Source organism: Sphingomonas sp., from assembly GCF_965200105.1.
Classification (GTDB): Bacteria; Pseudomonadota; Alphaproteobacteria; order Sphingomonadales; family Sphingomonadaceae; genus Solisphingomonas.
On record NZ_CBDATN010000003.1, the window covers coordinates 474461 to 498237 of the forward strand.

Genomic DNA, 23777 nt, shown 5'->3' on the forward strand with positions numbered 1-23777 from the left:
TTCTCTACCGTCACGCCGCTTGCTTCTGCTCGTTCGCCTCTTCCTGCGGGAAGGGGAAGCCGAACAGGCGCAGCAGCTCGCGGGCCTCATCGTCGGTCTTGGCGGTGGTCGCGACGATCACGTCCATGCCGCGAATGCGATCGACCTTGTCGTAGCTGATCTCCGGAAAGATCAGCTGCTCCTTGAGGCCTGTCGCGTAGTTGCCGCGCCCATCGAACGACCTGGGGTTGAGACCCCGGAAGTCGCGCACACGCGGCAGCGCGATCGTCACGAACCGGTCGAGGAACTCGTACATCCGCTCGCGGCGCAGCGTCACCTTGCAGCCGATCGGCATACCCTCGCGCAGCTTGAACTGCGCGATCGACTTCTTGGCCTTCGTCACGACCGGCTTCTGGCCGGCGATCAACTCCATCTCCGCCGCCGCCTGATCAACGCGCTTCTTGTCCTGGGTGGCGTCGCCGACACCCATGTTAAGCACGATCTTCTCAAGGCGGGGTACTTCAAGCGCGTTCTTATAGCCGAACTTGTCGGTCATCGCCTTGACGATCTCGGCGTCGTACTTCGCGCGCAGGCGCGGCGTGTAATCAGCCATCGATGGCCTCCCCAGACTTTACCGCGACGCGGATTTTCTTTCCGTCGCGAACCTCGAAGCGGACGCGCGACGGCTTGCCGTCGACGGCGATAGCGACCTTGCTGACGTGCAGCGGTGCCTCGATCCGCTCCAGCCCGCCCTGCGGGTTGGCCTGAGTCGGCTTGCGATGACGGGTGGCGAGATTGACACCGCCGACGATCACCTTGCCTTCCTTGGGACTGCACTTGGTGACGGTGCCGGTCTTGCCCTTGTCCTTGCCGGACAGGACCACGACCTGATCGCCCTTCTTGATCTTGAGCGCGCTCATTACAGCACCTCGGGCGCTAGGCTGATGATCTTCATGTGGTTCTTGGCGCGAAGCTCGCGAACTACCGGCCCGAAGATTCGGGTGCCGATCGGCTCCTCGTTCTTGTTCACCAGCACGGCGGCGTTGCCGTCGAAGCGGATCGTCGAACCGTCGGGACGATGGATGTCCTTGGCGGTGCGGACGATCACGGCGCGATGGACGTCGCCCTTCTTCACCTTGCCGCGCGGCGCCGCTTCCTTGACCGAGACGACGATGATGTCGCCTACGGTTGCGAAGCGCCGCTTGGAGCCGCCGAGCACCTTGATGCACTGCACGCGCTTGGCGCCCGAATTGTCGGCGACGTCGAGGTTGGACTGCATCTGGATCATGGTTCAGCCCTCCTCTCAGGCCACGTCGGTGGGGATGGGCTGCTCGAGCTTCGCGCCGACGCGCTCAATCGCCTTGAAGGTCTTGAGCTTGGAGATCGGCGCACATTCCTCGATGCGCACGGTCTCGCCGGTGCGGTACTCGTTCGCCTCGTCGTGGGCGTGATACTTCTTCGACCGCTTGATGATCTTGCCGTACAGCGGGTGCTTCACCCGCCGCTCGACCGAGACCACCACCGTCTTGTCGGTCTTGTCGGAGACCACCGTTCCGGTCAGCACGCGCTTCGGCATGTGATCCTCCTCAGGCTTTGGCCGCAGCGGCGCGAGCCACCTGGGCGGTCTTGATGCGCGCGATGGTCCGGCGGACCTCCTTTACGCGGGCGGGCTTCTCAAGCTGGCCGGTGGCCGCCTGGAAGCGCAGGTTGAACTGCTCGCGCTTCAGGTCGCCGAGCTGCGTCTGGAGCTGATCGTCGGTTGCGGCGCGGACGTCGTCGTTACGCTTGGCCATGGCTTAGCCCTCCGCGCCGAGATGGCTGGTGTCGCCCAGGCGCGCTACCACGCGCGTCTTGATCGGCAGCTTCTCGGCGGCACGGCTGAACGCCTGCGCCGCGAGCGGACCGGCGACACCTTCGAGTTCGAACAAGATGCGGCCGGGCTTCACGCGGGCGACCCAGAACTCGGGCGCGCCCTTGCCCGAACCCATGCGGACTTCCGCCGGCTTGGAGGAGACCGGCACGTCCGGGAAGATGCGGATATGAAGCCGGCCCTGGCGCTTGATGTGGCGGGTGATCGCACGGCGCGCCGCCTCGATCTGACGCGCGGTGATCCGATCGGGTTCAACGGCCTTGAGGCCGTAGGCGCCCTGGTTGAGCTGGGTTCCACCCTTCGCATCGCCGTGGATACGGCCCTTATGTGCCTTGCGGAACTTGGTACGCTTCGGTTGCAGCATCTGTTCTAACCTTCAAGCACCGTGAGTACGGCCGATAAGGCTGAGCCCATCTAGGAACTCAGCGCGCCGGCCGCACCCCCGAGGTCTGCGCTTCCATCATGATGCGATCCTGCGCCAGCGGATCGTGGCCGAGGATCTCGCCCTTGAAGATCCACACCTTTACGCCGCACACGCCATAGGCGGTATGCGCCTCGGCCTCTGCATAGTCGATGTTGGCGCGCAGCGTGTGGAGCGGCACGCGGCCCTCCCGATACCACTCGACGCGCGCAATTTCTGCACCGCCGAGACGCCCTGCGCAGGTGATCCGGATGCCCTCCGCACCGAGACGCAGCGCCGACTGCACCGCGCGCTTCATGGCGCGGCGGAACGCGACACGGCGCTCGAGCTGGTCGGCCACCGATTGCGCGACGAGCTTGCTGTCGACCTCGGGCTTGCGGATCTCGACGATGTTGAGCGAAACGTCTGCCGCCGTCATCTTGCCGATCGTGCGGCGAAGCTTCTCGATGTCGGCGCCCTTCTTGCCGATGATGACGCCGGGGCGCGCAGCATAGACCGAGATGCGGCACAGCTTGGCTGGACGCTCGATTACCACCTTCGAGATTGCGGCCTGCGGCAAAGACTTGAAGATGTGCTGACGGATACGGAGATCCTCCAGCAGCATCTTTCCGTAGTTCGCGCCTTCGGCGTACCAGCGGCTGTCCCAGGTGCGGTTGATCTGGAGCCGCATCCCGATCGGGTTGGATTTATGACCCATTATTTGGCCTCCTGCTCGCGCACGACGATGCGCATCCGCGCGAAGGGCTTGACGATCCGCGCGGAACGGCCGCGGGCACGCGTGGCGAAACGCTTCATTACCAGCCCCTTGCCCACTGACGCCTCCTTCACGACGAGCGCGTCGACGTCGAGATTATGGTTGTTCTCAGCGTTGGCAATCGCCGACTGGAGGCACTTGCGCACGTCCACCGCCATCGCCTTCTTGGAGAACTGGAGGATGGACAGCGCTTCGGACGCCTTGCGGTTGCGGATCAGCCCGGCCACCAGGTTGAGCTTGTAGGGAGACCCGCGCACCGAGGTGGCGACAGCCAGCGCTTCCTTGTCGCCGACCTTGCGCGGGGATGCGGGCTTGCTCATCAGCGCTTACCCTTCTTGTCCGCGGCGTGGCCGGGAAAGTAGCGCGTCGGCGCGAACTCACCGAGCTTGTGGCCGACCATATCTTCGTTGACCGTGATCGGCACGAACTTCCGCCCGTTGTAGAGGCTGAAGGTCAATCCGACGAAATCGGGCAGGATCGTCGAGCGACGCGACCAGGTCTTGATCGGCGCGCGCGTGGACGCGTCCTGGGCGGTCTGCGCCTTGCGGAGCAGGCTGAGGTCCACGAACGGACCCTTCCAGACGGAACGAGCCATACCGGCTTACCTCTTCTTCTTCGCGTGGCGGCTGCGGATGATCATCTTGTCCGTCGCCTTGTTGTGCCGGGTCTTGGCGCCCTTAGTCGGCTTGCCCCACGGCGTCACCGGGTGGCGGCCGCCCGAGGTGCGGCCCTCGCCGCCGCCGTGCGGGTGGTCGACCGGGTTCTTGGCGACGCCGCGCGTGAGCGGACGATAGCCGAGCCAGCGATTGCGCCCGGCCTTGGCGAGATTGGTGTTTCCGTTGTCCGGGTTGGATACCGCACCCACCGTAGCCATGCATGTGGCGTGGATGAAGCGCTGCTCGCCCGAGTTCAGCCGCACGATCACCATGCCGCGGTCGCGCCCGACGATTTGCACGTAGGTGCCCGCCGCGCGCGCGATCTGGCCGCCCTTGCCCGGCTTCATCTCGACATTGTGGACGATGGTGCCGACCGGCGCCTGCCCGATCTCCATCGCATTGCCCGGCTTCACGTCGGTCTTGCGGCCGGAGACGATGCTGTCGCCGACGCCGAGACGCTGCGGCGCCAGAACATAGGCGACCTCGCCATCCTCATACTTCACCAGCGCGATGAAGGCCGAGCGGTTGGGATCATATTCTAGCCGCTCGACGGTGGCGGGCTGGTCCCACTTGCGGCGCTTGAAGTCGATCGTGCGGTACTTCTGCTTGTGCCCGCCGCCGATGCCGCGCGCGGTCGCGTGGCCCTGGTTGTTGCGTCCGCCCGACTTGCGCAGGCCTTCGGTCAGCGCCTTGACGGGCTTCCCCTTCCAAAGCGCCGAGCGATCGACGAGGATGAGCCCGCGCCGCGCCGGCGAGGTGGGGTTGTAATGCTTGAGCGCCATCTCAGCGCACCCCTTCCGTGATGTCGATCGACTGGCCGGCAGCCAACGTCACGATCGCCTTCTTGACGTCGGAGCGCGTGTAGGGCGCTCCCTTCCACCGCTTGGTCTTGCCCTTCTGCGTCAGCGTGTTGACCGCCGTGACCTGAACGTCGAACAGCGCCTCGACCGCCGCCTTGATCGCGGGCTTCGTCGCATCCTTCGCGACCTTGAAGACGACCGCATTATGCTCGGAGACGAGCGTAGACTTTTCGGTGATGTGCGGTCCGACTATCACGTCGTAGTGACGCAGATCGACCGCTCCCGCCTGCTTTTTAGCCATGGAAGCGTGCCTCCAGCGTCTCGACGGCCGCGCGCGTCAGCACCAGCATGTCGTGGTTGAGGATGTCGTAGACGTTGGCGCCCACAGCCGGCAGCAGATTAACGCCGCGCAGGTTGGCCGACGCGTGCGCGAAACTGACGTTGAGCGCCGCGCCATCGATCACCAGCGTCTTGGTACCGGCGCCTAGACCTGCAAACTGGCCCGCCAGTGCCTTGGTCTTGCCGCCGTCCACGTCGAGCGCGTCGAGCACGATCAGCTTGCCGTCGCGCACCTTGGAGGAAAGCGCCATCTTCAGCCCCAACGCGCGCACCTTCTTGTTGAGCGACGGATTGAAGTCCCGCAGCCGGGCGCCGTGCGCCTTGCCGCCGCCGATGAACACGGGGGCGCGGCGATCGCCGTGACGCGCCGTGCCGCCGCCCTTCTGCCGGCCGAGCTTCTTGCCCGACCGTGCGACGTCCGCACGCTCACGCGTCGGGCGCGCGGTGCCGCGGCGCTTTTCGAGCTGCCAGGTGACGACCCGGTGGAGGATGTCGGCGCGAGGCTCTACGCCGAACACCGCGTCCGAAAGCTCGATCTCGCCGGCAGCAGCGGCGGCGAGCGTCTTGACCTCGACCTTCATGGCTCAGCCTTCCTTGTTCGCGTCGGACGTGCCGATCTGATCGGTCGCGTCTGTCTCCGGCGCGTCCGGATCGACCTGACCAGCGCCGGCTGCATCGGCAGCGGCAGCCCCAGCAGCCACCTCCTCCGCGCTCGGCAGCGCCGGGATCTCATGAACCGCCGCGTCATCGACCAGCCCTGCCGGCGCGTGCTCGATCTCGGGCGCGTTGCGCACCTTCAACGCGGCCGGAAACGGCACGCCCTCAGGCATCTTGACCTTCACCGCGTCGGTGACGAACAGCCAGCCACCCTTCGAGCCCGGCACCGAGCCGCGCACGAACAGCAAGCCGCGCTCCGCGTCGGTGCGGACAATCTCTAGATTCTGCTGAGTGCGGTTCCGGTCACCCATGTGGCCGGCCATCTTCTTGTTCTTGAAGACCTTGCCCGGATCCTGACGCTGACCGGTTGAACCCAGCGACCGGTGCGATACCGACACACCGTGCGTGGCGCGCAGACCGCCGAAGCCCCAGCGCTTCATGCCGCCCTGGAAGCCTTTGCCCTGCGTGCGCCCGCGAATGTCGACGAGCTGGCCCGCGACGAAGTGATCGGCGGAGAGTTCGGCACCGACATCGAGGAGATTGTCCTCGGTCACACGGAACTCGGCGAGGATCGCCTTGGGCTCGACCTCGGCCTTGCCGAAATGGCCACGCTCGGGCTTGGAGAGGTTCTTGACCTTGGCAGAACCGGCACCGAGTTGCACGGCGGTGTAGCCGTCACGCGCAGTCTCACGGCGCGAGATCACCTGGAGACCGTCGAGCTGCAGGACGGTGACGGGCACGTGGCGACCATCCTCCTGGAACAGCCGGGTCATCCCCATCTTCTTCGCGATCACGCCAGTGCGCATCGCCGTCTCCCAACAGAGGCTCCCGCAGGGGAGCGTGCCAACGAAAAAGGCCTGCGTCGCCGCAGACCTCCGCCCATGTTCGATAGCCCCCGCCCGGGCTTGTTCTCGCATCGCTGCGATCGGCGGGGACCATGGTCGCCAGCGAACTGACCGGTATCCCTGAGCCCCGAAGGGCATCCCGCCTCGAGCGGGAAAACGACGTAAATGAATCATCTGCGTCGCGGAGGACGGCTCCTTACGCCAGCTTGATCTCCACCGCAACACCCGCCGCGAGATCGAGCTTCATCAGCGCGTCCACCGTCTGCGGGGTGGGCTGCACGATGTCGAGCAGGCGCTTGTAGGTGCGTACCTCGAACTGCTCACGCGACTTCTTGTCGATATGCGGGCCGCGGTTGACCGTGAACTTGTCGATGTGCGTGGGCAGCGGGATGGGGCCACGGATGAGCGCGCCGGTGCGCCGCGCGGTGTCGGCGATCTCACCGGTCGCCTGATCAAGCACCCGATGGTCGAAGCCCTTCAGGCGAATGCGAATATTCTGCGTGTCCATGGTCCCACCGATATGAAAGAGCCGGCCCCTGCCCTCGTGGGCGATACTGGGAGCAAAAAGAAGCGGCCGGCCCCTTACCGGGACCGGCCGCTCCGAGCAAACGCAATCTTACTTCGAGATCGCCGAGACGACGCCCGAGCCGACCGTGCGGCCGCCCTCGCGGATCGAGAAGCGCTGGCCGGGATCCATTGCGATCGGCGCGATCAGCTTGATGCCGAGCGACACGTTGTCGCCGGGCATCACCATCTCGGTGCCCTCGGGAAGCTGGACCTCGCCCGTCACGTCCGTCGTGCGGAAGTAGAACTGCGGACGATAGTTGGCGAAGAACGGCGTGTGACGACCACCCTCGTCCTTGGAGAGGACGTAGACCTCCGCCGAGAACTCGGTGTGCGGCTTGATCGAGCCGGGCTTGCAGAGAACCTGCCCACGCTCGACCTCCTCGCGCCCGACGCCACGGATCAGCGCGCCGATATTGTCGCCCGCCTGGCCCGAGTCGAGCAGCTTGCGGAACATCTCGACGCCCGTGACGGTGGTCTTGCGGGTGTCCTTGATGCCGACGATCTCGACTTCCTCGCCGACCTTGACCTGACCGGTCTCGACGCGGCCGGTGACGACCGTGCCGCGACCCGAAATCGAGAACACGTCCTCGATCGGCATCAGGAACGGACGGTCGAGCGGACGCTCTGGCTGCGGGATGAACTCGTCGACCGCCGCCATCAGCTTGAGCACAGCCTCCTGACCGATCTCAGGCTTCGAACCGTCGAGCGCGGCGGTCGCCGACCCCTGGATGACGGGGATGTTGTCGCCATCGAACTCGTACTTCGACAACAATTCGCGGATCTCAAGCTCGACGAGTTCGAGGATCTCGGGGTCGTCGACGAGATCGACCTTGTTCATGAACACCACAAGCTGCGGCACGCCGACCTGACGGGCCAGCAGGATGTGCTCGCGGGTCTGCGGCATCGGACCGTCGGTGGCCGACACGACCAGGATCGCGCCGTCCATCTGCGCGGCGCCGGTGATCATGTTCTTCACATAATCGGCGTGGCCTGGGCAATCGACGTGCGCATAGTGGCGCGCGGTCGTCTCATACTCGACGTGCGCGGTCGAGATCGTGATGCCGCGCTCCCGCTCTTCGGGCGCCTTGTCGATGTTGGCGAAATCGACGGCGGTGCCGCCCGTCGTCTCGGCCAGCACCTTCGTGATGGCGGCGGTTAGCGAGGTCTTGCCGTGATCGACGTGACCGATCGTGCCGATGTTACAATGCGGCTTGTTCCGCTCGAATTTCGCCTTCGCCATGTTCCTACCTTCTCTGGGTTCGCATCGGGGACTCTTAGGAGCCACGTCCGAAACGGCGTGGCCCCTAGCCCATGTTTCCGGGTTACGCCAGCCTTACGCCAGCTTGGCCTTCACCTCTTCGGCAACGTTCGACGGCACCTCGTCATAATGCGAGAACTGCATCGAATATTGCGCGCGACCCTGAGTGAAGGAGCGCAGCTGGTTGACGTAGCCGAACATGTTGGCGAGCGGCACCATCGCCTCGACAACCTGGGCGTTGCCCCGGCTGTCGGTACCCTGGATCTGACCGCGACGCGAGTTCATGTCGCCGATGACGTCGCCGAGATAATCCTCCGGCGTCACCACTTCGACCTTCATGATCGGCTCGAGCAGCTTGATGCCCGCCTTCTGCGCACCCTCGCGCATCGCGCCGCGCGCGGTGATCTCGAACGCCAGCGCGGAGGAGTCGACGTCATGATAGGCGCCGTCCGTCAGCGTCGCGGTAAAGTCGATAATCGGGAAGCCGATCATCGATCCCGTCTCGGCGGTCTCGCGAAGACCCTTCTCGACCGAGGGGATATACTCGCGCGGGACGTTGCCGCCCTTCACCTGGTCGTCGAACACGAAACCCTGACCGCGCTCGCCAGGCGTCAGCGTGATCTTGATGCGGCCGAACTGGCCCGATCCGCCCGACTGCTTCTTGTGCGTATAGTCGACGTCAACCGCCTTCGCGAGCGACTCACGATACGCGACCTGCGGCGCGCCGACATTGGCCTCGACCTTGAACTCGCGCTTCATGCGATCGACCAGGATCTCGAGGTGAAGCTCCCCCATTCCCTTGATGATCGTCTGGCCGCTCTCGGCGTCGGACGTCACGCGGAACGACGGATCCTCGCGCGCCAGGCGATTGAGGGCGGTGCCCATCTTCTCCTGGTCGGCCTTGGTCTTGGGCTCCACTGCCACCTCGATCACCGGATCGGGGAACTCCATCCGCTCCAAGATGATCGGGGCGTTCTGAGCGCACAGCGTGTCGCCGGTGGTCGTGTCCTTGAGGCCCGCGAGCGCGACGATGTCGCCGGCATAGGCTTCCTGGATGTCCTCGCGGCTGTTGGCATGCATCAGCAGCATGCGGCCGACCTTCTCCTTCTTGTCCTTGACCGAGTTCATTACTGTCGTGGCCGCATCCATCTTGCCCGAATAGATGCGCGCGAAGGTGAGCGTACCGACGAACGGATCGTTCATGATCTTGAACGCCAGCGCCGACATCGGCGCTTCGTCGGTGGCCGGCCGGCTGTCCGTCGTCGTGCCGTCGAGCTTCAGGCCCTCCACCGGGGGGATGTCGAGCGGCGACGGCAGGTAATCCACCACCGCGTCGAGCAGCGGCTGCACGCCCTTGTTCTTGAACGCCGAGCCGCACAGCACCGGCACGAACGAGAAGTTGAGCGTGCCCTTGCGGATGAGCTTCTTGAGCTCCTCGGCGGCGGGCTCGGTGCCTTCGAAGAAGGCCTCCATCGCGGCGTCGTCCTGCTCGACGGCGGCCTCGATCAGCTCGGCGCGCGCGGCTTCGGCGGCATCGGCGAGATCGGCCGGAATATCCTGATACTCGAACTTCGCGCCGAGCGATTCCTCCAACCAGATGATCGCGCGGTTCTCAACAAGATCGACCAGGCCCTTGAAGCCGCCCTCGATGCCGATGGGCAAGTAAAGAACGAGCGGGCGCGCGCCGAGACGATCCTTGATCATCTCGACGCAGCGCTCGAAGTTCGCACCGGTGCGATCGAGCTTGTTGACGAAGCACATGCGCGGCACGCGATACTTCTCGGCCTGCCGCCACACCGTCTCGGACTGGGGCTCCACGCCCGCCACGCCATCGAAGCAGGCGACCGCGCCGTCGAGCACGCGCAGCGAACGCTCCACCTCGATGGTGAAGTCCACGTGGCCGGGCGTGTCGATGATGTTGATGCGGTGATCGTTCCAGAAGCAGGTCGTCGCGGCCGACGTGATCGTGATTCCGCGCTCCTGCTCCTGCTCCATCCAGTCCATCGTCGCGGTGCCCTCGTGGACCTCGCCGATCTTGTAGGACTTGCCGGTGTAGTAGAGGATGCGCTCCGTCGTCGTCGTCTTGCCGGCATCGATGTGCGCCATGATGCCGATGTTGCGATACTTCTCGAGCGGATGGCTGCGGGCCATGACGAAGCTTCCTTAGCGATGTGGGGAGCCGGTCGGCCCGGCTCCCCACGATATAGGTTCAGGCTGGAACGTGCGCCAGACTACCAGCGGACACTAACGACGCCGCTGTTACCAACGATAATGCGAGAAGGCGCGGTTGGCCTCGGCCATGCGGTGCGTGTCCTCGCGCTTCTTCACCGCGTTGCCACGGTTGTTGGCGGCGTCCATCAGCTCGGCCGAGAGGCGAGCGTCCATCGTATGCTCGGACCGGCCGCGCGCGGCGGTGATGAGCCAGCGGATGGCGAGTGCCTGCGCACGCTCTGCGCGGACCTCGACGGGCACCTGGTAGGTGGCGCCGCCGACGCGGCGGCTGCGTACCTCGACACCCGGGCGCACATTGTTGAGCGCATCGTGGAAGACGCCGATCGGATCGCGCTTGGCGCGCGTCTCGATCACGTCCAGCGCGGAGTAGATGATGCCTTCCGCAACGGACTTCTTGCCGTCCAGCATCACGGAATTCATGAACTTGGAGAGCGTGACGTCGCCGAACTTGGGGTCCGGCAGGATCTCGCGCTTCTCGGGGCGACGACGACGGGACATCTATGAAACCTTTCGAGCCGGAGCTTACTTCGGGCGCTTGGCGCCGTACTTGGACCGCGACTGGCGGCGATCCTTCACGCCCTGCGTATCGAGCACGCCGCGCAGCACGTGGTAGCGCACGCCGGGCAGGTCGCGCACGCGGCCGCCGCGGATCAGCACCACGGAGTGCTCCTGCAGGTTGTGCCCCTCGCCGGGGATGTAGCTGATGACTTCGCGCGCGTTGGTGAGGCGGACCTTGGCCACCTTGCGCAGCGCCGAGTTCGGCTTCTTCGGCGTCGTCGTGTAGACGCGGGTGCAGACGCCGCGCTTCTGCGGATTCTGCTCCATCGCAGGAACCTTAGATTTGGCCTTCTGCGGTTCGCGGCCCTTGCGGACCAGCTGGTTGATCGTCGGCATGAAGCTCTTCACCTGTTCAGTTACTTTGCCGGATACGGGCGTTTCCGAAATGCAACAAGGCTCGGGTACATAGGCCCGAGCCTTCTCACCAACCGGCAATGTTCAAGCGTCTGCCCGGAGGTTCCTTCGGGCAGACGCGGCCTATAGCGGCCGCCCCGGGCGTGGTCAACCGAGCGCGGCGACCGGTTTCAGGTAAAGTCGGTCGATCTCCGGCCAGTCTGCACGGAGCGCGGCCTCGACGTCGGCGATCATCGCCTCGATCCTCCCGACCGGCACGGCGTCCACGAAGTCGATGTCGGCGGCGACGAATACCGCCCTGGGGCCGAGGTGCACGGTCAGTACATGGCCGACGCCGGTCACCTCCGGACGCGCCGAGATCGTCGCTCTCACCGCCGCTATCAGTGCGGGCGACGCCCGCTCGCCGATCAGCAGCCCCTTCGACTCGCACCCTAGCAGTACCGCCACCGCCGCCAGGACGACACCGATCGCGATCGACGCGTAGCCGTCGAACCGCGCGTCGCCGGTCGCGTGGCTCAGCCAAATGCCGATGCCGGCGAACAGCAGACCGACCAACGCCGCCGTATCCTCGAAGAGAACGACGAAATCGGCGGGATCCTTGGAGCGGTGCACCGCCTGCCACCAGCCCTGCCGGCCCTTGCCGCGCCCGAAGGCGCGCACCGCCGTCAACCAGCTCGTGCCCTCCAGCACGAAGGAAACGGCGAGCACGGCGTAGGCGACCGTCGCGTCCTGCGGCGGCTCGGGAGCGAGGACATGGACGACGCCCTCGTAAACCGAGAGGCCGGCGCCCGTGGCGAAGATCAGGATCGCGACCACGAAGCTCCAGAAATAGAGTTCGCGGCCGTAGCCGGCGGGATGCTTCTCGTCCGCCGGACGCTTGGCGCGGTGCTGTCCGTAGAGCAGCAGGATCTGGTTGAGGCTGTCGACGACGGAGTGAAAACCCTCGGTCAGCATCGCCGACGAGCCGGTGATCGCGGCCGCCACGAACTTGGCGGCCGCGATCCCGAGATTGGCGGCGAGCGCGGCGAAGATGACGAGGCGGCTCTCGCCCACCTCTCCGCCGTCGCTCACCGGGCGATCACTGGCCGCCGCTGCTGGCACCGCTGCCGGTGCCGCCCGCGCCGGCGCCCATCGAGCTGCCGGCGGTCGCCCCGCCGCTCATCCCGCCGGCACCGGTTGCGCCGCCGGTGGTGCCGGCGCCCATGTCGTTGCCCATCGCCGCGGTGGAGTTGTCGGTCGCGCCGACATTGCCGCCCATGTCGTTGCTCATGCCGGCATCGGCCGCATTCTCGTCGGCGGGGACGAGCATGTTGTCGGAGGCGGAGACGTTGCCGCCGCCATTGTCGTCATGCTTGCCGCAGGCCGCCGCGCCGAGCGCGAGGCCGCAGGCGGCGAGGATCGTGAGGGACTTGCGCATCGTCATGTCTCCGTTGCGATGACTGCTGAGGTTCCAAGGGCGCGGCAACGCCGCCCGACGTCGGTCGTTCCGAACCGGCTTAGACGTGGATCGCGCGTCCATGGGCGGAAAGGACGCTCTCGTGCATCATCTCGCTGAGCGTCGGATGCGGGAACACGGTAGCGATCAGGTCCGCCTCGGTCGTCTCGAGCTGCCGGGCGACCGTGTAGCCCTCGATCAGCTCGGTCACCTCGGCGCCCACCATGTGCGCGCCGAGGAGCTCGCCCGAGGCGGCGTCGAAGACCGTCTTGACGAAGCCCTCCTGCTCGCCGAGCGCGATCGCCTTGCCATTGCCCACGAACGGAAAACGACCGACCTTCACCTCGTGGCCCTCCTGCCGCGCGCGCTGCTCGGTCAGGCCGACGGAGGCGACCTGCGGGCGCGAATAGGTGCAGCCGGGAATGTTTCGGCGGTCGATCGGATGGGGGTGGACGTCGGCTTTGCCCTGCTTGGCGGCGATCGCCTCGGCGGTGGTCATGCCCTCGTGGCTGGCCTTGTGCGCGAGCCAGGGCGGTGCCGTCACGTCGCCGATCGCCCACACGCCTTCGACGTTGGTGCGACCCATCGCGTCGGTGTCGATGTGGCCCTTGGTCGTCGCGACGCCGAGCGCGTCCAGTCCGATCTCCTCGGAGTTGGGCACGATGCCGACCGCCACGACCGCATGGCTGTAGCGCGTGGTCTCGGTCGTGCCGTCGGCGAGCTTCAGCACCGCCTCGACGCCGTCGGCACTCGGCGTCAGCGCCTCGACCCCGGCCTTGGTCAGGATGCGCATGCCCTGCTTGGCCAGCGCCTTCGCCATGAAGTCCGACACCTCGGCATCCTCGACAGGAAGGATACGGTCGAGCATCTCGATGATCGTCACCTTAGCTCCCATGTCGGAGTAGAAGCTGGCGAACTCTATGCCGATCGCGCCCGATCCGATCACCAGCAGCTCGCCCGGCATTTCCCTGGGTGTCATCGCGTGGCGATAGGTCCAGATCCGTTCGCCGTCCGCCTGAGCGAAGGGCAACTCGCGGGCGCGGGCGCCGGTGGCGACGATGATGTCGCCCGCCTCGATATCCACCGTCTCGTCACCGCGCTTCACGGTTAGCCGGTTCGCCGCCACCAGCATGCCGACACCCTCGACCACCGCGATCTTGTTCTTCTTGCACAGCCCCTTCACGCCGGCGTTGAGCTGCGCCGCCACCTTGCGTGACCGCTCGACAACCTTGGCCAGATCGAAGCCGGTCTCGCCCGCGGTGAGCCCATAAGCCCCGGCGTGCGTCAGATAATGGTAGATCTCCGCCGTGCGGAGCAGCGCCTTGGTCGGGATGCAACCCCAGTTGAGGCAGATGCCGCCCAGCCGCTCGCGCTCGACGATCACCACCTTGAGGCCGAGCTGCGCCGCGCGGATCGCGGCGACGTAACCGCCTGGGCCCGAACCCAGCACCGCGAGATCGTAGGTGTCCGCCATCTTCGTTCCCTTCGTCAGATTGCCGCGACCGGAGGCACGGCGCGCGGCCGCCTGTCCTCGCCCACCGCGACGAAGGTGAAGCGCGCTTCCGTCACCTTGTAGCTTAGATCCTCATGACGCGCGCGCCGCCATGCCTCCACGTCGATCCGCATCGAAGAGCGGGCGGTGCCGACGAGCGTCGCGTAGACCGAGACCTCATCACCGACGAAAACTGGACGGTGAAACGTCATGCCGTCGAGCGCGATGGTGACGGCGCGGCCATGGCTGTGCCGCGACGCGACGGAGCCTGCGGCGGCGTCCATCAGCCCCACGAGCCAGCCGCCGAAGATGTCGCCGTAGGGGTTGGTATCCGCCGGCATCGCGATCACGCGCACCGTCGGCGCGACCGCCGGCGGTGCGCCCTCGCTCACGCCAGCAGCGCCAGCGGCGCCTCCACCAGCCGCTTGAATGCCGCCATCAGCCTGGCACCGTCGGCGCCGTCGATCGCGCGATGGTCGAAGCTGCCGGTAGCCGACATGACGGTGGCCACGATCAGCCGGTCGTCCTCCACCCACGGCCGCTTCTCGCCGGCACCGATGGCCAGGATCATGCCTTGCGGCGGGTTGATGACGGCGTCGAACTGCGTGATGCCGTACATGCCCATGTTGCTGATCGACGCAGTGCCGCCCTGATACTCGTGCGGCTGGAGCTTGCCCTCGCGCGCGCTCCTGGCCAGCGCCTTCATCTCGGTGGCGAGCTGCGACACCGGCTTCTCGTTGGCGCCCGTAAGCACCGGCGTGATGAGCCCACCAGGGATCGAGACCGCGACGGAGATGTCCGCCCGCTCGAACGTCACGAGCTGATTGCCCGCCAGCATGACGTTGCACGCCGGCACTTCGATCAGCGCCACGGCCAGCGCCTTCACGAGCAGATCGTTGACCGACAGCTTCACCTCGCGCGCCGCCAGCGCCTTGTTGAGCTCGGCGCGCAGACCGAGCAACGCGTCGAGGCGAACGTCCACCGTCAGGTAGATGTGCGGCACCTGCTGCTTGGATTCGGTCAGGCGGCGCGCGATCACCTTCCTCATGCTCGTGAGCTTGGTAAGCCGGTGCGGAGCATCGGGGATGGGCGGCTGGCCCGGGGAGGTCGCCGTGGCTGGCGGCGTCACCTTCGCCTCCGGGGCGGCAGGCTTGGCCTCCGGAGCCATCGGCGCCTCGGGCGCGGCAGGCTTGCCGCTCGATACGCCGACCACGTCGGCGCGCACGACCCGACCGCCGGGTCCGGAGCCTTCGACGGAGCCGAGATCGACGCCCGCCTTCTCCGCCACGCGCCGCGCGAGCGGGCTAGCCTTCACGCGTTCGCCAGGCCCCGCGGCCGCGGGCGCCTCGATGCCGGCATCGTCGACGGGAGAGGCGCCATAGCCTTTTTCCTCGGGCGGCGGCGCCGTCGCCTCGGTCGCGGCAGCGGCGGACTTGCTGGCGGCGATCTCGGGCTGCGCCCCGACCGCATCGTCTTCGCCCTGGAGAATCGCGATCGCCTGCCCGACCTTCACCTTCTCGGTGCCTTCCGCGACGAGGATCCTGGCGATGGTTCCCTCGTCGACCGCCTCGAACTCCATCGTCGCCTTGTCGGTCTCGATCTCGGCGAGGATGTCGCCGGAGGCGACCACGTCGCCCTCCTTCACCAGCCACTTGGCGAGTGTCCCCTCCTCCATCGTGGGCGAGAGGGCAGGCATCTTGAGCTCGATCGGCATCTGGAGTTCGGCTCCCGTGAAGGCGCGCTTATTTCGACGACGGCCCCATGGCCGTCAAGCGCGGCGGCCTTGCGCGTTTCCGTACAATATCGCAGCGTTCCGCGATGGACGACGCGCTTCCTCCCCGCGCCTATCTGGTCGTGATCGACGGAAGCGCAGAGGCGCGCGTCGCGTTGCGTTTCGCCGCCCGTCGCGCGTACAAGACGGGCGGCACGCTGGAGATGCTGGCCGTCGTCGAGCCCGCCGAATTCGTCCAGTGGGCAGGCGTACAGGACGCGATCGACGAGGAGGCACGGCTGGGCGCCGAGGCGCTGCTCCACCAAGCATCGAGCGACATCGTAGAGGAGCTCGGCCTTCAGCCCCGGCTGACGGTCGTCGAGGGCGATCCCGCGAAGGCGATCCGCGCCGCGCTCGCCGAACGGCCCGCCACGGCGGCGCTGGTGCTGGGCGCGCAGCCGGGCAGCGGTGGGCCGGGGCCGCTGGTCGACTACTTCACCGCCGACGCGGGCCAGATGCCCTGCCCGCTGATGGTGGTGCCCGGCGGCCTGGACGACGCCGCGCTGGATCGGCTGAGCTGACGGGAACCGCCGCGCGCCCGCGTCCGTAGGACGGCGATGCGCCGGATCGCCCATATCTCCGACCTCCACTTCGGCGCGGAAGATCCCACGGTGGTGGCGGCGCTGCGCGAGACGCTGATCGCCGAGCGACCCGACCTCGTCGTCGTCTCGGGCGATCTCAGCCAGCGGGCGCGAACCGAGCAGTTCGTGGCGGCGGACGCCTTCCTCTCCGCGCTCGAGATGGCTGGGTTGCACGTGCTGGTGGTGCCTGGCAACCACGACGTGCCGATGCACAAGCCGCTCGCGCGACTGTTCTGGCCGCTGCGGCGCTACCGACGTATCGTGGTGCGGGAGCGTTCCTGCTTCTTCGCCGACGACGAGGTGGCGGTGCTCGGCCTCGCCTCCGCGCACGGGCTGACCGTGAAGGACGGGCGGCTGACGCGTTTGCAGGTGCGGTCGATCGGCGACCGCTTCGCGGACACGCCGCGCGGCGCCACCCGCATCCTCGTCACGCATCATCCACTCGTGCCGCTGCCCGACGCCGGGCGGGAAGAACTGGAGCCCGCGCTGTCGGGCGCGCGGCGCGCGCTGAAGGCGGTGCGCCGTGCCGACGTCCACCTCGTCCTCGCCGGCCATCATCATGCGCACGGCGTTCTGTTCGCGGGCCCGGCGCTCTCGATCGATCCGGCCGTGATGGTCGTGCAGGCGGGCACCGCCACCTCATGGCGCAGGCGCGGCCTGCCCAACAGCTTCAACCTGATCGAGGTGACTGCGCGGAACCGCGTGACCGTGGCCGAGTGGACCAGCGACGGCGCCGGCTTCGCGGCCGCGCGCGTCAGCGCCTATGCGCGCGACGCCGGTGGCGGGTGGCGCGCGACGCCGGCTCCGTGACGGTCGTCGTGGTCGTCGTCACGATGGAGGGCGTGACGGTGACGCCCGGCCCCCAGCCATAATCCGGGCCGTAGCCGCCGCCATGATAGGCGTGCGGCGGCGGGATCACCTGCGTCGTCACGACCGTATTGCCTTGTCGCTCGATGCGGGTGGAGGCGACGGGCGGGGTCCAGGCCGACTGCATGCCGACGGGCGGCGGGCCGGGCCGACGCTGCCGCGCCATGTTCCAAGCCACCGGCCGCACGGCGATGGCGCGGCCACGCGCGTCGGCGAGCACCGCGTCGTCGAAGTAGCGGATCCAGCGCGTGCCCGGATAGGGCTGCTCCAGCCCGTAGGCGCGCCAGTCGGTCACGGTGTAGATCGGGTCGGCATAGCCGCCGGGCAGCTTCTTGCCGACGCGGATCGGCTTGTAGATCCCGCTGCTCGGCATCGCGTAGGCGGCCGCGCCCGAGCCGTAGCCACCATATGGCAGGGGCGGCTGCGTGGCGTTTGGCTGCGGATAGGCGGGCGTCATGGCCGTCGGCCCGGCGTTCGCGGGCGGCGCGTAGTTCCCGCCCGACTGCCAGCCACCGGCACCCCAACCGCCGGGCTGCGGCGCGGTACCGGCGGGCGCGCCATATTGCGCCTGCGCGGCCGATCCCATCGATGCGGCCGCCAGAGCCGCCGCCAGTATCGCCTCGCGCATCGTCCGTCCTTTTCGCCTCGCCCCCGGTCAGGCGCGTTACAGGAAGGATGCGACGGCGCGAAAGGGTGGCGTTCGCCCCCGCGTCCCACTTCGGGGCGCGATCAGGCGATCGCGTCCGCCAATAGCGCAGCAAGCCGTCTCGCGCCCGCGACGTCCTCCTCGTCGAAGCGCGCCCTCGACGGGCTGTCGAGATCAAGCACCGCGATCACACGACCTTTCGCGACGATCGGCGCCACCAGCTCGGATGCCGAGGCGGCGTCGCAGGCGATGTGGCCGGGAAAGGCGTGGACGTCCGCCACGCACTGCACCTCGCCGCTAGCCGCCGCCGCGCCGCATACGCCTGCGCCCAGCGCGATGCGGATGCAGGCCGGGCGGCCCTGGAACGGGCCGAGCACCAGCTCGCCATCCACCACGCGATAGAAGCCCGCCCAGTTCAGACCGGGCAGCATCTCCCAGGCGAGCGCCGCGACGTTGGCCATGTTGGCGACGGCGTCGCGCTCTCCCGCGACGACCGCGCGGACGGCGGAGAGAAGGTCGTCCCAATGCGTCGCCTTGTCGGCGGCGGGATCGATGCGGAAGTCGTACATCGTCGGCGGGATAGGCGCGGCGCCGCCGTCAGTCGAGGCGCGGCCGGGCGCGGCCCGCCTTCAGGTCGGAGCGCGTCGCCTTGGAGAGCATCCGCCGCTCGTTCGACGCCTTGGTCGGCCGTGTCTTCACGCGCCGCTCGGGCCTGACATGCGCCTCGGCGAGCAGCTTCGCGATCCGCTCGCGCGCCGCGACGCGATTGGCCTCGCGGGTACGGTGCGCGCGCGCGGTGACGCTGAGCTGGCCGTCCGCCGTCATCCGGCTCCCCGCCAGCGCGCGCAGCCGCGCCATGACGGAGGCGGGCAGGCCCAGCGCGGGCACGTCGAGGCGGAGCTGGACCGCGGTCGCCACCTTGTTGACATTCTGCCCGCCCGGTCCCGTCGCCGCGAGGAAGCGTTCGGACAGCGCCCACTCGGGCGGTAGCGGCGGATCAGCCGGCATCGCCGACGAACTCCCGCCAGGCGTCGAAGGCCGGCGGCGGCGGCGCGGCGCAGGCGATCACGGGCTTGCCCCTGCGCGGCACCGTCAGCTTCCAGGCGTGCAGCATCGTGCCGCCGCCCGCTCCGTAGATGGGATCGCCCATGATCGGCAGCATGAGCCCGCTCGCCATGTGAACGCGCAACTGGTGCGTGCGCCCGGTCGCGGGCGCGAGCAGCAGCAGCGCCCGGCCGTTCGCGATGCCGAGCAGCCGCCAGTCGGTCACCGCCCGCTTGCCGCGCGCGTCCGGGACCATGCGCCAGCCTTGTTCGCGCGAGGACCGTTTGGCCAGGGCCATTTCGATCCCTCCCGCGGCTTCGCGCGGCACGCCGTCGACGACCGCGAGGTAGCGCTTCTCCACCAGTCCCTCCTCGAAGGCGGCGGCGAAGCGGCGGTGCGCGCGCTCGGTCCGGGCGAACAAGAGACAGCCCGAGGTGTCGCGATCGAGCCGGTGAACGATCGACGGCGGGCGCGCGAAACCGAATCGCAACTCCTCCAGGCGCATCTCGACGGCATCGGAGCCGTCGCGCGGCCGGTCGACGGGCAACCCCGCCGGCTTGTCGATCACCAGTGCCTCGGCATCCTCGTAGAGGACACGGTCGAGCAGGGGCGACACGAAATCCGGTGCCTCGCGACGCATTTTACCCGCCGTTAACCTTTTCCCGTCATTCCTGGCATGGTTAACGCCGGAAGTGGGCCTGCGGCTCGCGGCTGTGAATGGCAGGGGGTTTTGAACGATGCGCGTTCTCCTGATCGAAGACGAGCCGACGACGGCCAAGGCGATCGAGCTCATGCTCGGTGCCGAAGGTTTCAACACCTACACCACCGATCTGGGCGAGGAGGGCTTGGATCTCGGCAAGCTCTACGACTACGACATCATCTGCCTCGATCTCAACCTGCCCGACATGCACGGCTACGATGTGCTGAAGAAGCTCCGCGTCGCCAAGGTGCAGACGCCGGTGCTGATCCTGTCGGGCGTGAGCGAGATGGACAGCAAGGTCCGCGCGCTGGGCTTCGGGGCCGACGATTACGTCACCAAGCCCTTCCACCGCGACGAACTGGTGGCGCGCATCCACGCCATCGTGCGCCGCTCGAAGGGCCATTCGCAGTCGGTCATCAAGACGGGCAAGCTGTCGGTGAACCTCGATGCCAAGACGGTTGAGGTCGACGGCGCGCGCGTCCACCTGACGGGCAAGGAATATGCGATGCTGGAGCTGCTCTCGCTCCGCAAGGGCACGACGCTCACCAAGGAGATGTTCCTGAACCATCTCTACGGCGGCATGGACGAGCCCGAGCTCAAGATCATCGACGTGTTCATCTGCAAGCTGCGCAAGAAGCTCAGCCTCGCCTGCGACGGCGACAACTATATCGAGACGGTGTGGGGCCGCGGCTATGTGCTGCGCGACCCGCAGGAGCAGACGACGGCTGCGGTCGCCTGATCGCGTCCACCGGCCGTCTCCGTCTCAACTGACCAGCGGGTTCGTCTCCGCGTGGCCGAGCGCCTCGGCCGCAGCCAACACCTTGTCGGCGTGGCCGGGTACGCGAACGCCCCGCCAGATCTCCGCGACCCGACCCTCGGCGTCGATGAGGAAGGTCGATCGCTCGATGCCCATATATTTGCGGCCGTAGTTCGACTTCTCCTTCCAAACGCCGAACGCGTCGCTGACCGATCCGTCGGCGTCGCTCGCCAGCGTGATCGTGATCGCGTGCTTGCCGGTGAACTTGGCGTGGCTCGCCGCATCGTCCTTCGAGACGCCGATCACGTACGCGCCCGCCATCTCGAACGCGGCCTTTCGAGCGGTGAAGTCCATCGCCTCCGTCGTGCAGCCCGGCGTATCGTCCTTGGGATAGAAGTAGAGGACGATAGCGTGCCCGCGCATCTGCGACAGCGCGAGCGTACCGCCATCACCCGTCGCCAGCGTCACGTCGGGCGCCGGATCGCCGGCCTTCAACTCGGTCATCATGCCTCTCCCGTCTGTTTCGCCCACGCCGCGCGCACCGTCGCCTTCGCCTCGTCCAGCGCGGAGACGAGCATCGCCCAGTCCGCCTGACCGCAGGCCCGCGCCAGCAACGCGCGCACGGGCTCTGTGGGTTCCACCGCCTGCGGTGCCACCAGCCGTACCGCGACCAGCATACGCGTCAGCAGATCATGCGCGAGGGCGAGCGCGGGCGGCAACCGCCCCGCCGCGGCGAGCGCGTCGATCGCGACTGGCAGATGCGGATCGAGGCCGACGCGCTCGCGGAGCTGTGCGACCTGCACGGCGAACTCCAGATCGACCAGCCCGCCGACGGCCAGCTTGACGTCGAGCGCGCCTTGGGGCGGCTTGTGGGCATGCAAATCGGCGCGCATCTTCGCGGCGTCGGCACAGAGCGTCGCGGTATCGCGCGGCCGCTCCAGCGCCTCGGCGATCGCCTCGCACGCCGCCGCGCGCGCGGCGGGCGACCCGAACACCGGCCGCGCGCGCGTCAGCGCCATATGCTCCCACGTCCAGGCGCTCTCGCGCTGGTAGCGCCGGAAGCTGTCGATCGTCACCGCGACGAGGCCCTGCGCGCCGGACGGGCGGAGCCGCGTGTCGACCTCGTAGAGCGGGCCGGCCGCCGTCGGCACCGATAGCCCCGCCGTCACCCGTTGCGCGAGCCGGTTGAAATAATGCGTGGCGCCGAGTGGCCGCCGGCCGTCGGACTCGGCGAGGTGATCGCCCGTGAACAGGAAGACCAGGTCGAGATCGGAGGCGTGGGTCAGCGCCTCGCCACCGAAGCGGCCGAAGGCGAGGATGACGAGTTCGCCACCCAGGATGCGGCCGTGCGCGCCCTCGAACTCGGCGACCGTCGCCCCCGCCAGCGTCCGGAGCGCGGCCTCGGCAATGCGCGAATAGCCTGCCGCCACCGCGAGCGGATCGCGCGAGCCGGAGACGAGCTGCACCCCCTGTGCGAAGCGAAGCTCGCCCACCGCCGCGCGCACGCGATCGAGCAGCGCCTGATAATCCTCCCCCTGCCCGCCGGCGACCAATGTCGCGGCGAGCGTCTCGACGTCGGGCGGCGGCTCCAGCGCGCGCGCGTCGATCAGCCCGTCGATCAGCTCCGGTCGCCGGCCGAGCATGTCGGCGAGCGCCGGCGCGAGGCTCAGCACGTCGCCCAGCAGCCGCGCGAGCGGCGGCCGTGCGGCGATCAGGCGGAACAGGTTGACCGCGCTTGGCAGTCCGCGGACGAGCGCGTCGAAGCGGTTGAGCGCTGCCATCGGATCGGGCGCGCGGCCCAGCGCCGAGACCAGAGCAGGCAGCACCGCCTCCAGCGCCTCGCGCGCGGCTGCGGAACGGAGCGCGCGCGCACCACCGCCGCGCAGCCCCGCGATGCGGTCGGCGGCGGCGGCGTGCTCGGCAAAACCGGCCGCCGCCAGTGCGGCCTCGAGCGGCTCTCGCGCATCGGGCAAGCCGGTGGCGGGCTCGGGTTCGAGCGCGTCGTAGATATACCCCACACGCTCGACGTGCGGCGCCAGGGTTTCGAGCAGGGCCGCGCCTCCGCTCCATCCGCCCAGGCGTGCGACGCCGTCCAGCGCCTGAGCATCGCGGGGCAAGCTGTGCGTCTGGCGATCCTCCACCATCTGGAGGCGGTGCTCGACGGTGCGATGCAACCGATATGCATCCGCCAGCGCCGCCGCCTCGGTGTCGCCGATCCGGCCCGCCGCCGCCAGCGCACTCAGCGCGTCCAGCGTGGCGGGCGCGCGCAGCGCCGGCTCTCGGCCGCCATGGATGAGCTGGTGGATCTGCGCGAAGAACTCGATTTCGCGAATGCCGCCATGCCCGCGCTTCAGGTCGTAACCGGGGCCGAAGCGCTGACCGGCATGATGGTGTGACCGGATACGGCGCGAGATCGCGCGCAGCTCGCCCACCGCGCCGAAATCGATCGACCGGCGCCAGACGAAGGGCTGCACCGCCGTAAGGAAGCGCTCGCCGAGCGCGACATCGCCTGCCGCCGCGCGCGCGCGGATGAAAGCGGCGCGTTCCCACTGCAGCGCCATCGACTCATAGTAGCTGAGCGCCGCCGACACGGGCAGCGCCGGCGGAGTGGCCTCGGGCGAAGGCCTGAGCCGCAGGTCGATGCGGAAGACGTAGCCCTCGGCGTCGGGCGCCTGGAGCAGCTCGACGACACGACGCGCGATCCGCGCCGCCGCCTCGCCCGGCTCGTCGCGCACGCGGCGCGGGAGCGTCGCGGGATCGAACAGGAGGATCGGGTCGATGTCCGACGAATAGTTGAGTTCGCGGCTGCCATGCTTGCCGAGCGCAAGGCCCACGAAGCCGCGCGGCGTCTCACCCGGCGTCCGTTCTTCTATGGCGGTCGCGATCGCACGGTCGAGCGCGCGGTCTGCGAAGGCGGAGAGCAGCGCCGTCACCCGTTCCAGCGGCAGCAGGCCCGCGATGTCGCCGATCGCGAGCGCCAGGGCGAGGCGGCGACGCTCGCGGCGGAGGGCCACCCCGGGGGGAGCTTCCACCGGCTCTGCCGCGGCGGCGAGCGCCGCCTCCACCTCACCTTCGTGGAGCAAACCGGCAATACGATCCTCCCGCGCCAGCAAGCGGCGCAGGAACGGCGCGTGCGCCTCCGCACGCGCGATCGCGTCCCGGCAAGACGTTACGGCAGGGACACTCACGCTATC

The 23777-nt window shown here is 68.0% G+C and carries 32 protein-coding genes; 3 read left to right on the forward strand and 29 right to left on the reverse strand.

All coding sequences use genetic code 11. The features are described from left to right. Positions 1 to 10: 10 nt before the first annotated feature. From rplE to ACOFKX_RS15205, 23 genes are all read right to left on the reverse strand, one after another. A complete protein-coding gene (gene rplE, locus ACOFKX_RS15095; protein ID WP_419827897.1) occupies positions 11 to 592 on the reverse strand; it encodes a 50S ribosomal protein L5 in 582 nt (193 codons plus the stop codon). After that, entirely contained in the window at positions 585 to 899 is a 315-nt protein-coding gene (gene rplX, locus ACOFKX_RS15100) for a 50S ribosomal protein L24 (protein ID WP_419827898.1), read from the reverse strand. Before rplX ends, rplE begins: the two co-directional genes overlap by 8 nt. Then, entirely contained in the window at positions 899 to 1267 is a 369-nt protein-coding gene (gene rplN, locus ACOFKX_RS15105; protein ID WP_419827899.1) for a 50S ribosomal protein L14, read from the reverse strand. The genes rplX and rplN overlap by 1 nt, the downstream gene beginning before the upstream one ends. A 15-nt stretch (positions 1268 to 1282) precedes the next feature. Continuing rightward, on the reverse strand, positions 1283 to 1555 hold the full coding sequence (gene rpsQ, locus ACOFKX_RS15110; RefSeq protein WP_419827900.1) for a 30S ribosomal protein S17: 273 nt from the start codon (positions 1553 to 1555) through the stop codon (positions 1283 to 1285). A gap of 10 nt (positions 1556 to 1565) precedes the next feature. Then, positions 1566 to 1772, reverse strand: coding sequence for a 50S ribosomal protein L29 (rpmC, locus tag ACOFKX_RS15115; RefSeq protein ID WP_419827901.1), 207 nt, complete (start codon positions 1770 to 1772; stop codon positions 1566 to 1568). 3 nt (positions 1773 to 1775) lie between these two features. Then, positions 1776 to 2213, reverse strand: a complete 438-nt coding sequence (gene rplP / locus ACOFKX_RS15120; RefSeq protein ID WP_419827902.1) for a 50S ribosomal protein L16 — start codon at positions 2211 to 2213, stop codon at positions 1776 to 1778. Positions 2214 to 2271: 58 nt separating this feature from the next. Beyond that, positions 2272 to 2967, reverse strand: coding sequence for a 30S ribosomal protein S3 (gene rpsC / locus ACOFKX_RS15125; RefSeq protein ID WP_419827903.1), 696 nt, complete (start codon positions 2965 to 2967; stop codon positions 2272 to 2274). Then, positions 2967 to 3344, reverse strand: a complete 378-nt coding sequence (rplV, locus tag ACOFKX_RS15130; RefSeq protein ID WP_419827904.1) for a 50S ribosomal protein L22 — start codon at positions 3342 to 3344, stop codon at positions 2967 to 2969. Before rplV ends, rpsC begins: the two co-directional genes overlap by 1 nt. Then, entirely contained in the window at positions 3344 to 3619 is a 276-nt protein-coding gene (gene rpsS / locus ACOFKX_RS15135; protein WP_419827905.1) for a 30S ribosomal protein S19, read from the reverse strand. The genes rplV and rpsS overlap by 1 nt, the downstream gene beginning before the upstream one ends. A 6-nt stretch (positions 3620 to 3625) precedes the next feature. Beyond that, on the reverse strand, positions 3626 to 4462 hold the full coding sequence (gene rplB, locus ACOFKX_RS15140) for a 50S ribosomal protein L2 (protein ID WP_419827906.1): 837 nt from the start codon (positions 4460 to 4462) through the stop codon (positions 3626 to 3628). 1 nt (position 4463) lies between these two features. Beyond that, positions 4464 to 4781 (reverse strand): 50S ribosomal protein L23, encoded by a 318-nt coding sequence (locus ACOFKX_RS15145; protein ID WP_419827907.1) that lies wholly within the window; start codon positions 4779 to 4781, stop codon positions 4464 to 4466. Further along, the gene (rplD, locus tag ACOFKX_RS15150; RefSeq protein ID WP_419827908.1) at positions 4774 to 5400 is read right to left on the reverse strand and encodes a 50S ribosomal protein L4; all 627 of its coding nucleotides are present in this window, start codon (positions 5398 to 5400) and stop codon (positions 4774 to 4776) included. Before rplD ends, ACOFKX_RS15145 begins: the two co-directional genes overlap by 8 nt. A gap of 3 nt (positions 5401 to 5403) precedes the next feature. Beyond that, entirely contained in the window at positions 5404 to 6282 is an 879-nt protein-coding gene (gene rplC / locus ACOFKX_RS15155) for a 50S ribosomal protein L3 (protein WP_419827909.1), read from the reverse strand. Between the two features lie 235 nt (positions 6283 to 6517). Then, positions 6518 to 6829 carry a 30S ribosomal protein S10 gene (gene rpsJ / locus ACOFKX_RS15160; protein WP_252165656.1) on the reverse strand — a complete coding sequence of 104 codons (312 nt, stop codon included), beginning with the start codon at positions 6827 to 6829 and terminating at the stop codon, positions 6518 to 6520. 108 nt (positions 6830 to 6937) lie between these two features. Further along, complete coding sequence (tuf, locus tag ACOFKX_RS15165) at positions 6938 to 8128, reverse strand: elongation factor Tu (RefSeq protein ID WP_419827910.1); 1191 nt, start codon at positions 8126 to 8128, stop codon at positions 6938 to 6940. A gap of 93 nt (positions 8129 to 8221) precedes the next feature. Further along, complete coding sequence (gene fusA / locus ACOFKX_RS15170) at positions 8222 to 10297, reverse strand: elongation factor G (RefSeq protein WP_419827911.1); 2076 nt, start codon at positions 10295 to 10297, stop codon at positions 8222 to 8224. 108 nt (positions 10298 to 10405) lie between these two features. Next, a complete protein-coding gene (rpsG, locus tag ACOFKX_RS15175; protein WP_419827912.1) occupies positions 10406 to 10876 on the reverse strand; it encodes a 30S ribosomal protein S7 in 471 nt (156 codons plus the stop codon). Positions 10877 to 10900: 24 nt separating this feature from the next. Continuing rightward, on the reverse strand, positions 10901 to 11272 hold the full coding sequence (gene rpsL, locus ACOFKX_RS15180; RefSeq protein WP_252165652.1) for a 30S ribosomal protein S12: 372 nt from the start codon (positions 11270 to 11272) through the stop codon (positions 10901 to 10903). 165 nt (positions 11273 to 11437) lie between these two features. Then, positions 11438 to 12361, reverse strand: coding sequence for a cation diffusion facilitator family transporter (locus ACOFKX_RS15185; protein ID WP_419827913.1), 924 nt, complete (start codon positions 12359 to 12361; stop codon positions 11438 to 11440). Between the two features lie 7 nt (positions 12362 to 12368). Then, positions 12369 to 12707, reverse strand: a complete 339-nt coding sequence (locus ACOFKX_RS15190) for a hypothetical protein (RefSeq protein ID WP_419827914.1) — start codon at positions 12705 to 12707, stop codon at positions 12369 to 12371. Between the two features lie 79 nt (positions 12708 to 12786). After that, positions 12787 to 14199, reverse strand: coding sequence for a dihydrolipoyl dehydrogenase (lpdA, locus tag ACOFKX_RS15195; RefSeq protein WP_419827915.1), 1413 nt, complete (start codon positions 14197 to 14199; stop codon positions 12787 to 12789). A gap of 14 nt (positions 14200 to 14213) precedes the next feature. Next, the gene (locus ACOFKX_RS15200; protein WP_419828276.1) at positions 14214 to 14558 is read right to left on the reverse strand and encodes an acyl-CoA thioesterase; all 345 of its coding nucleotides are present in this window, start codon (positions 14556 to 14558) and stop codon (positions 14214 to 14216) included. A 47-nt stretch (positions 14559 to 14605) separates the two neighbouring features. Further along, positions 14606 to 15931, reverse strand: coding sequence for a pyruvate dehydrogenase complex dihydrolipoamide acetyltransferase (locus ACOFKX_RS15205; RefSeq protein ID WP_419827916.1), 1326 nt, complete (start codon positions 15929 to 15931; stop codon positions 14606 to 14608). Positions 15932 to 16035: 104 nt separating this feature from the next. Here ACOFKX_RS15205 and ACOFKX_RS15210 point away from each other — a divergent pair, with 104 nt between their 5' ends. Further along, entirely contained in the window at positions 16036 to 16509 is a 474-nt protein-coding gene (locus ACOFKX_RS15210; RefSeq protein WP_419828277.1) for a universal stress protein, read from the forward strand. A 36-nt stretch (positions 16510 to 16545) separates the two neighbouring features. Beyond that, the gene (locus ACOFKX_RS15215; RefSeq protein ID WP_419827917.1) at positions 16546 to 17379 is read left to right on the forward strand and encodes a metallophosphoesterase family protein; all 834 of its coding nucleotides are present in this window, start codon (positions 16546 to 16548) and stop codon (positions 17377 to 17379) included. Here ACOFKX_RS15215 and ACOFKX_RS15220 read toward each other — a convergent pair. From ACOFKX_RS15220 to ACOFKX_RS15235, 4 genes are all read right to left on the reverse strand, one after another. After that, positions 17324 to 18064: an RcnB family protein gene (locus tag ACOFKX_RS15220; RefSeq protein WP_419827918.1), complete on the reverse strand. Its 741-nt coding sequence runs from the start codon at positions 18062 to 18064 to the stop codon at positions 17324 to 17326. The two genes, ACOFKX_RS15215 and ACOFKX_RS15220, sit on opposite strands and share 56 nt — an antisense overlap. A 101-nt stretch (positions 18065 to 18165) precedes the next feature. Next, entirely contained in the window at positions 18166 to 18651 is a 486-nt protein-coding gene (locus ACOFKX_RS15225; RefSeq protein ID WP_419827919.1) for a GAF domain-containing protein, read from the reverse strand. 28 nt (positions 18652 to 18679) lie between these two features. After that, positions 18680 to 19090 (reverse strand): alternative ribosome rescue aminoacyl-tRNA hydrolase ArfB, encoded by a 411-nt coding sequence (gene arfB, locus ACOFKX_RS15230; protein ID WP_419827920.1) that lies wholly within the window; start codon positions 19088 to 19090, stop codon positions 18680 to 18682. Beyond that, entirely contained in the window at positions 19080 to 19766 is a 687-nt protein-coding gene (locus ACOFKX_RS15235) for an RluA family pseudouridine synthase (RefSeq protein ID WP_419828278.1), read from the reverse strand. Before ACOFKX_RS15235 ends, arfB begins: the two co-directional genes overlap by 11 nt. Before the next feature lie 97 nt (positions 19767 to 19863). Here ACOFKX_RS15235 and ctrA point away from each other — a divergent pair, with 97 nt between their 5' ends. Further along, positions 19864 to 20565 (forward strand): response regulator transcription factor CtrA, encoded by a 702-nt coding sequence (ctrA, locus tag ACOFKX_RS15240; RefSeq protein ID WP_419827921.1) that lies wholly within the window; start codon positions 19864 to 19866, stop codon positions 20563 to 20565. Between the two features lie 24 nt (positions 20566 to 20589). Here the strand turns inward: ctrA and ACOFKX_RS15245 are convergent, their stop codons facing one another. Next, positions 20590 to 21087, reverse strand: coding sequence for a peroxiredoxin (locus tag ACOFKX_RS15245; RefSeq protein ID WP_419827922.1), 498 nt, complete (start codon positions 21085 to 21087; stop codon positions 20590 to 20592). After that, positions 21087 to 23771 (reverse strand): bifunctional [glutamine synthetase] adenylyltransferase/[glutamine synthetase]-adenylyl-L-tyrosine phosphorylase, encoded by a 2685-nt coding sequence (locus ACOFKX_RS15250; protein ID WP_419827923.1) that lies wholly within the window; start codon positions 23769 to 23771, stop codon positions 21087 to 21089. The genes ACOFKX_RS15245 and ACOFKX_RS15250 overlap by 1 nt, the downstream gene beginning before the upstream one ends. Between the last annotated feature and the right edge of the window lie 6 nt (positions 23772 to 23777).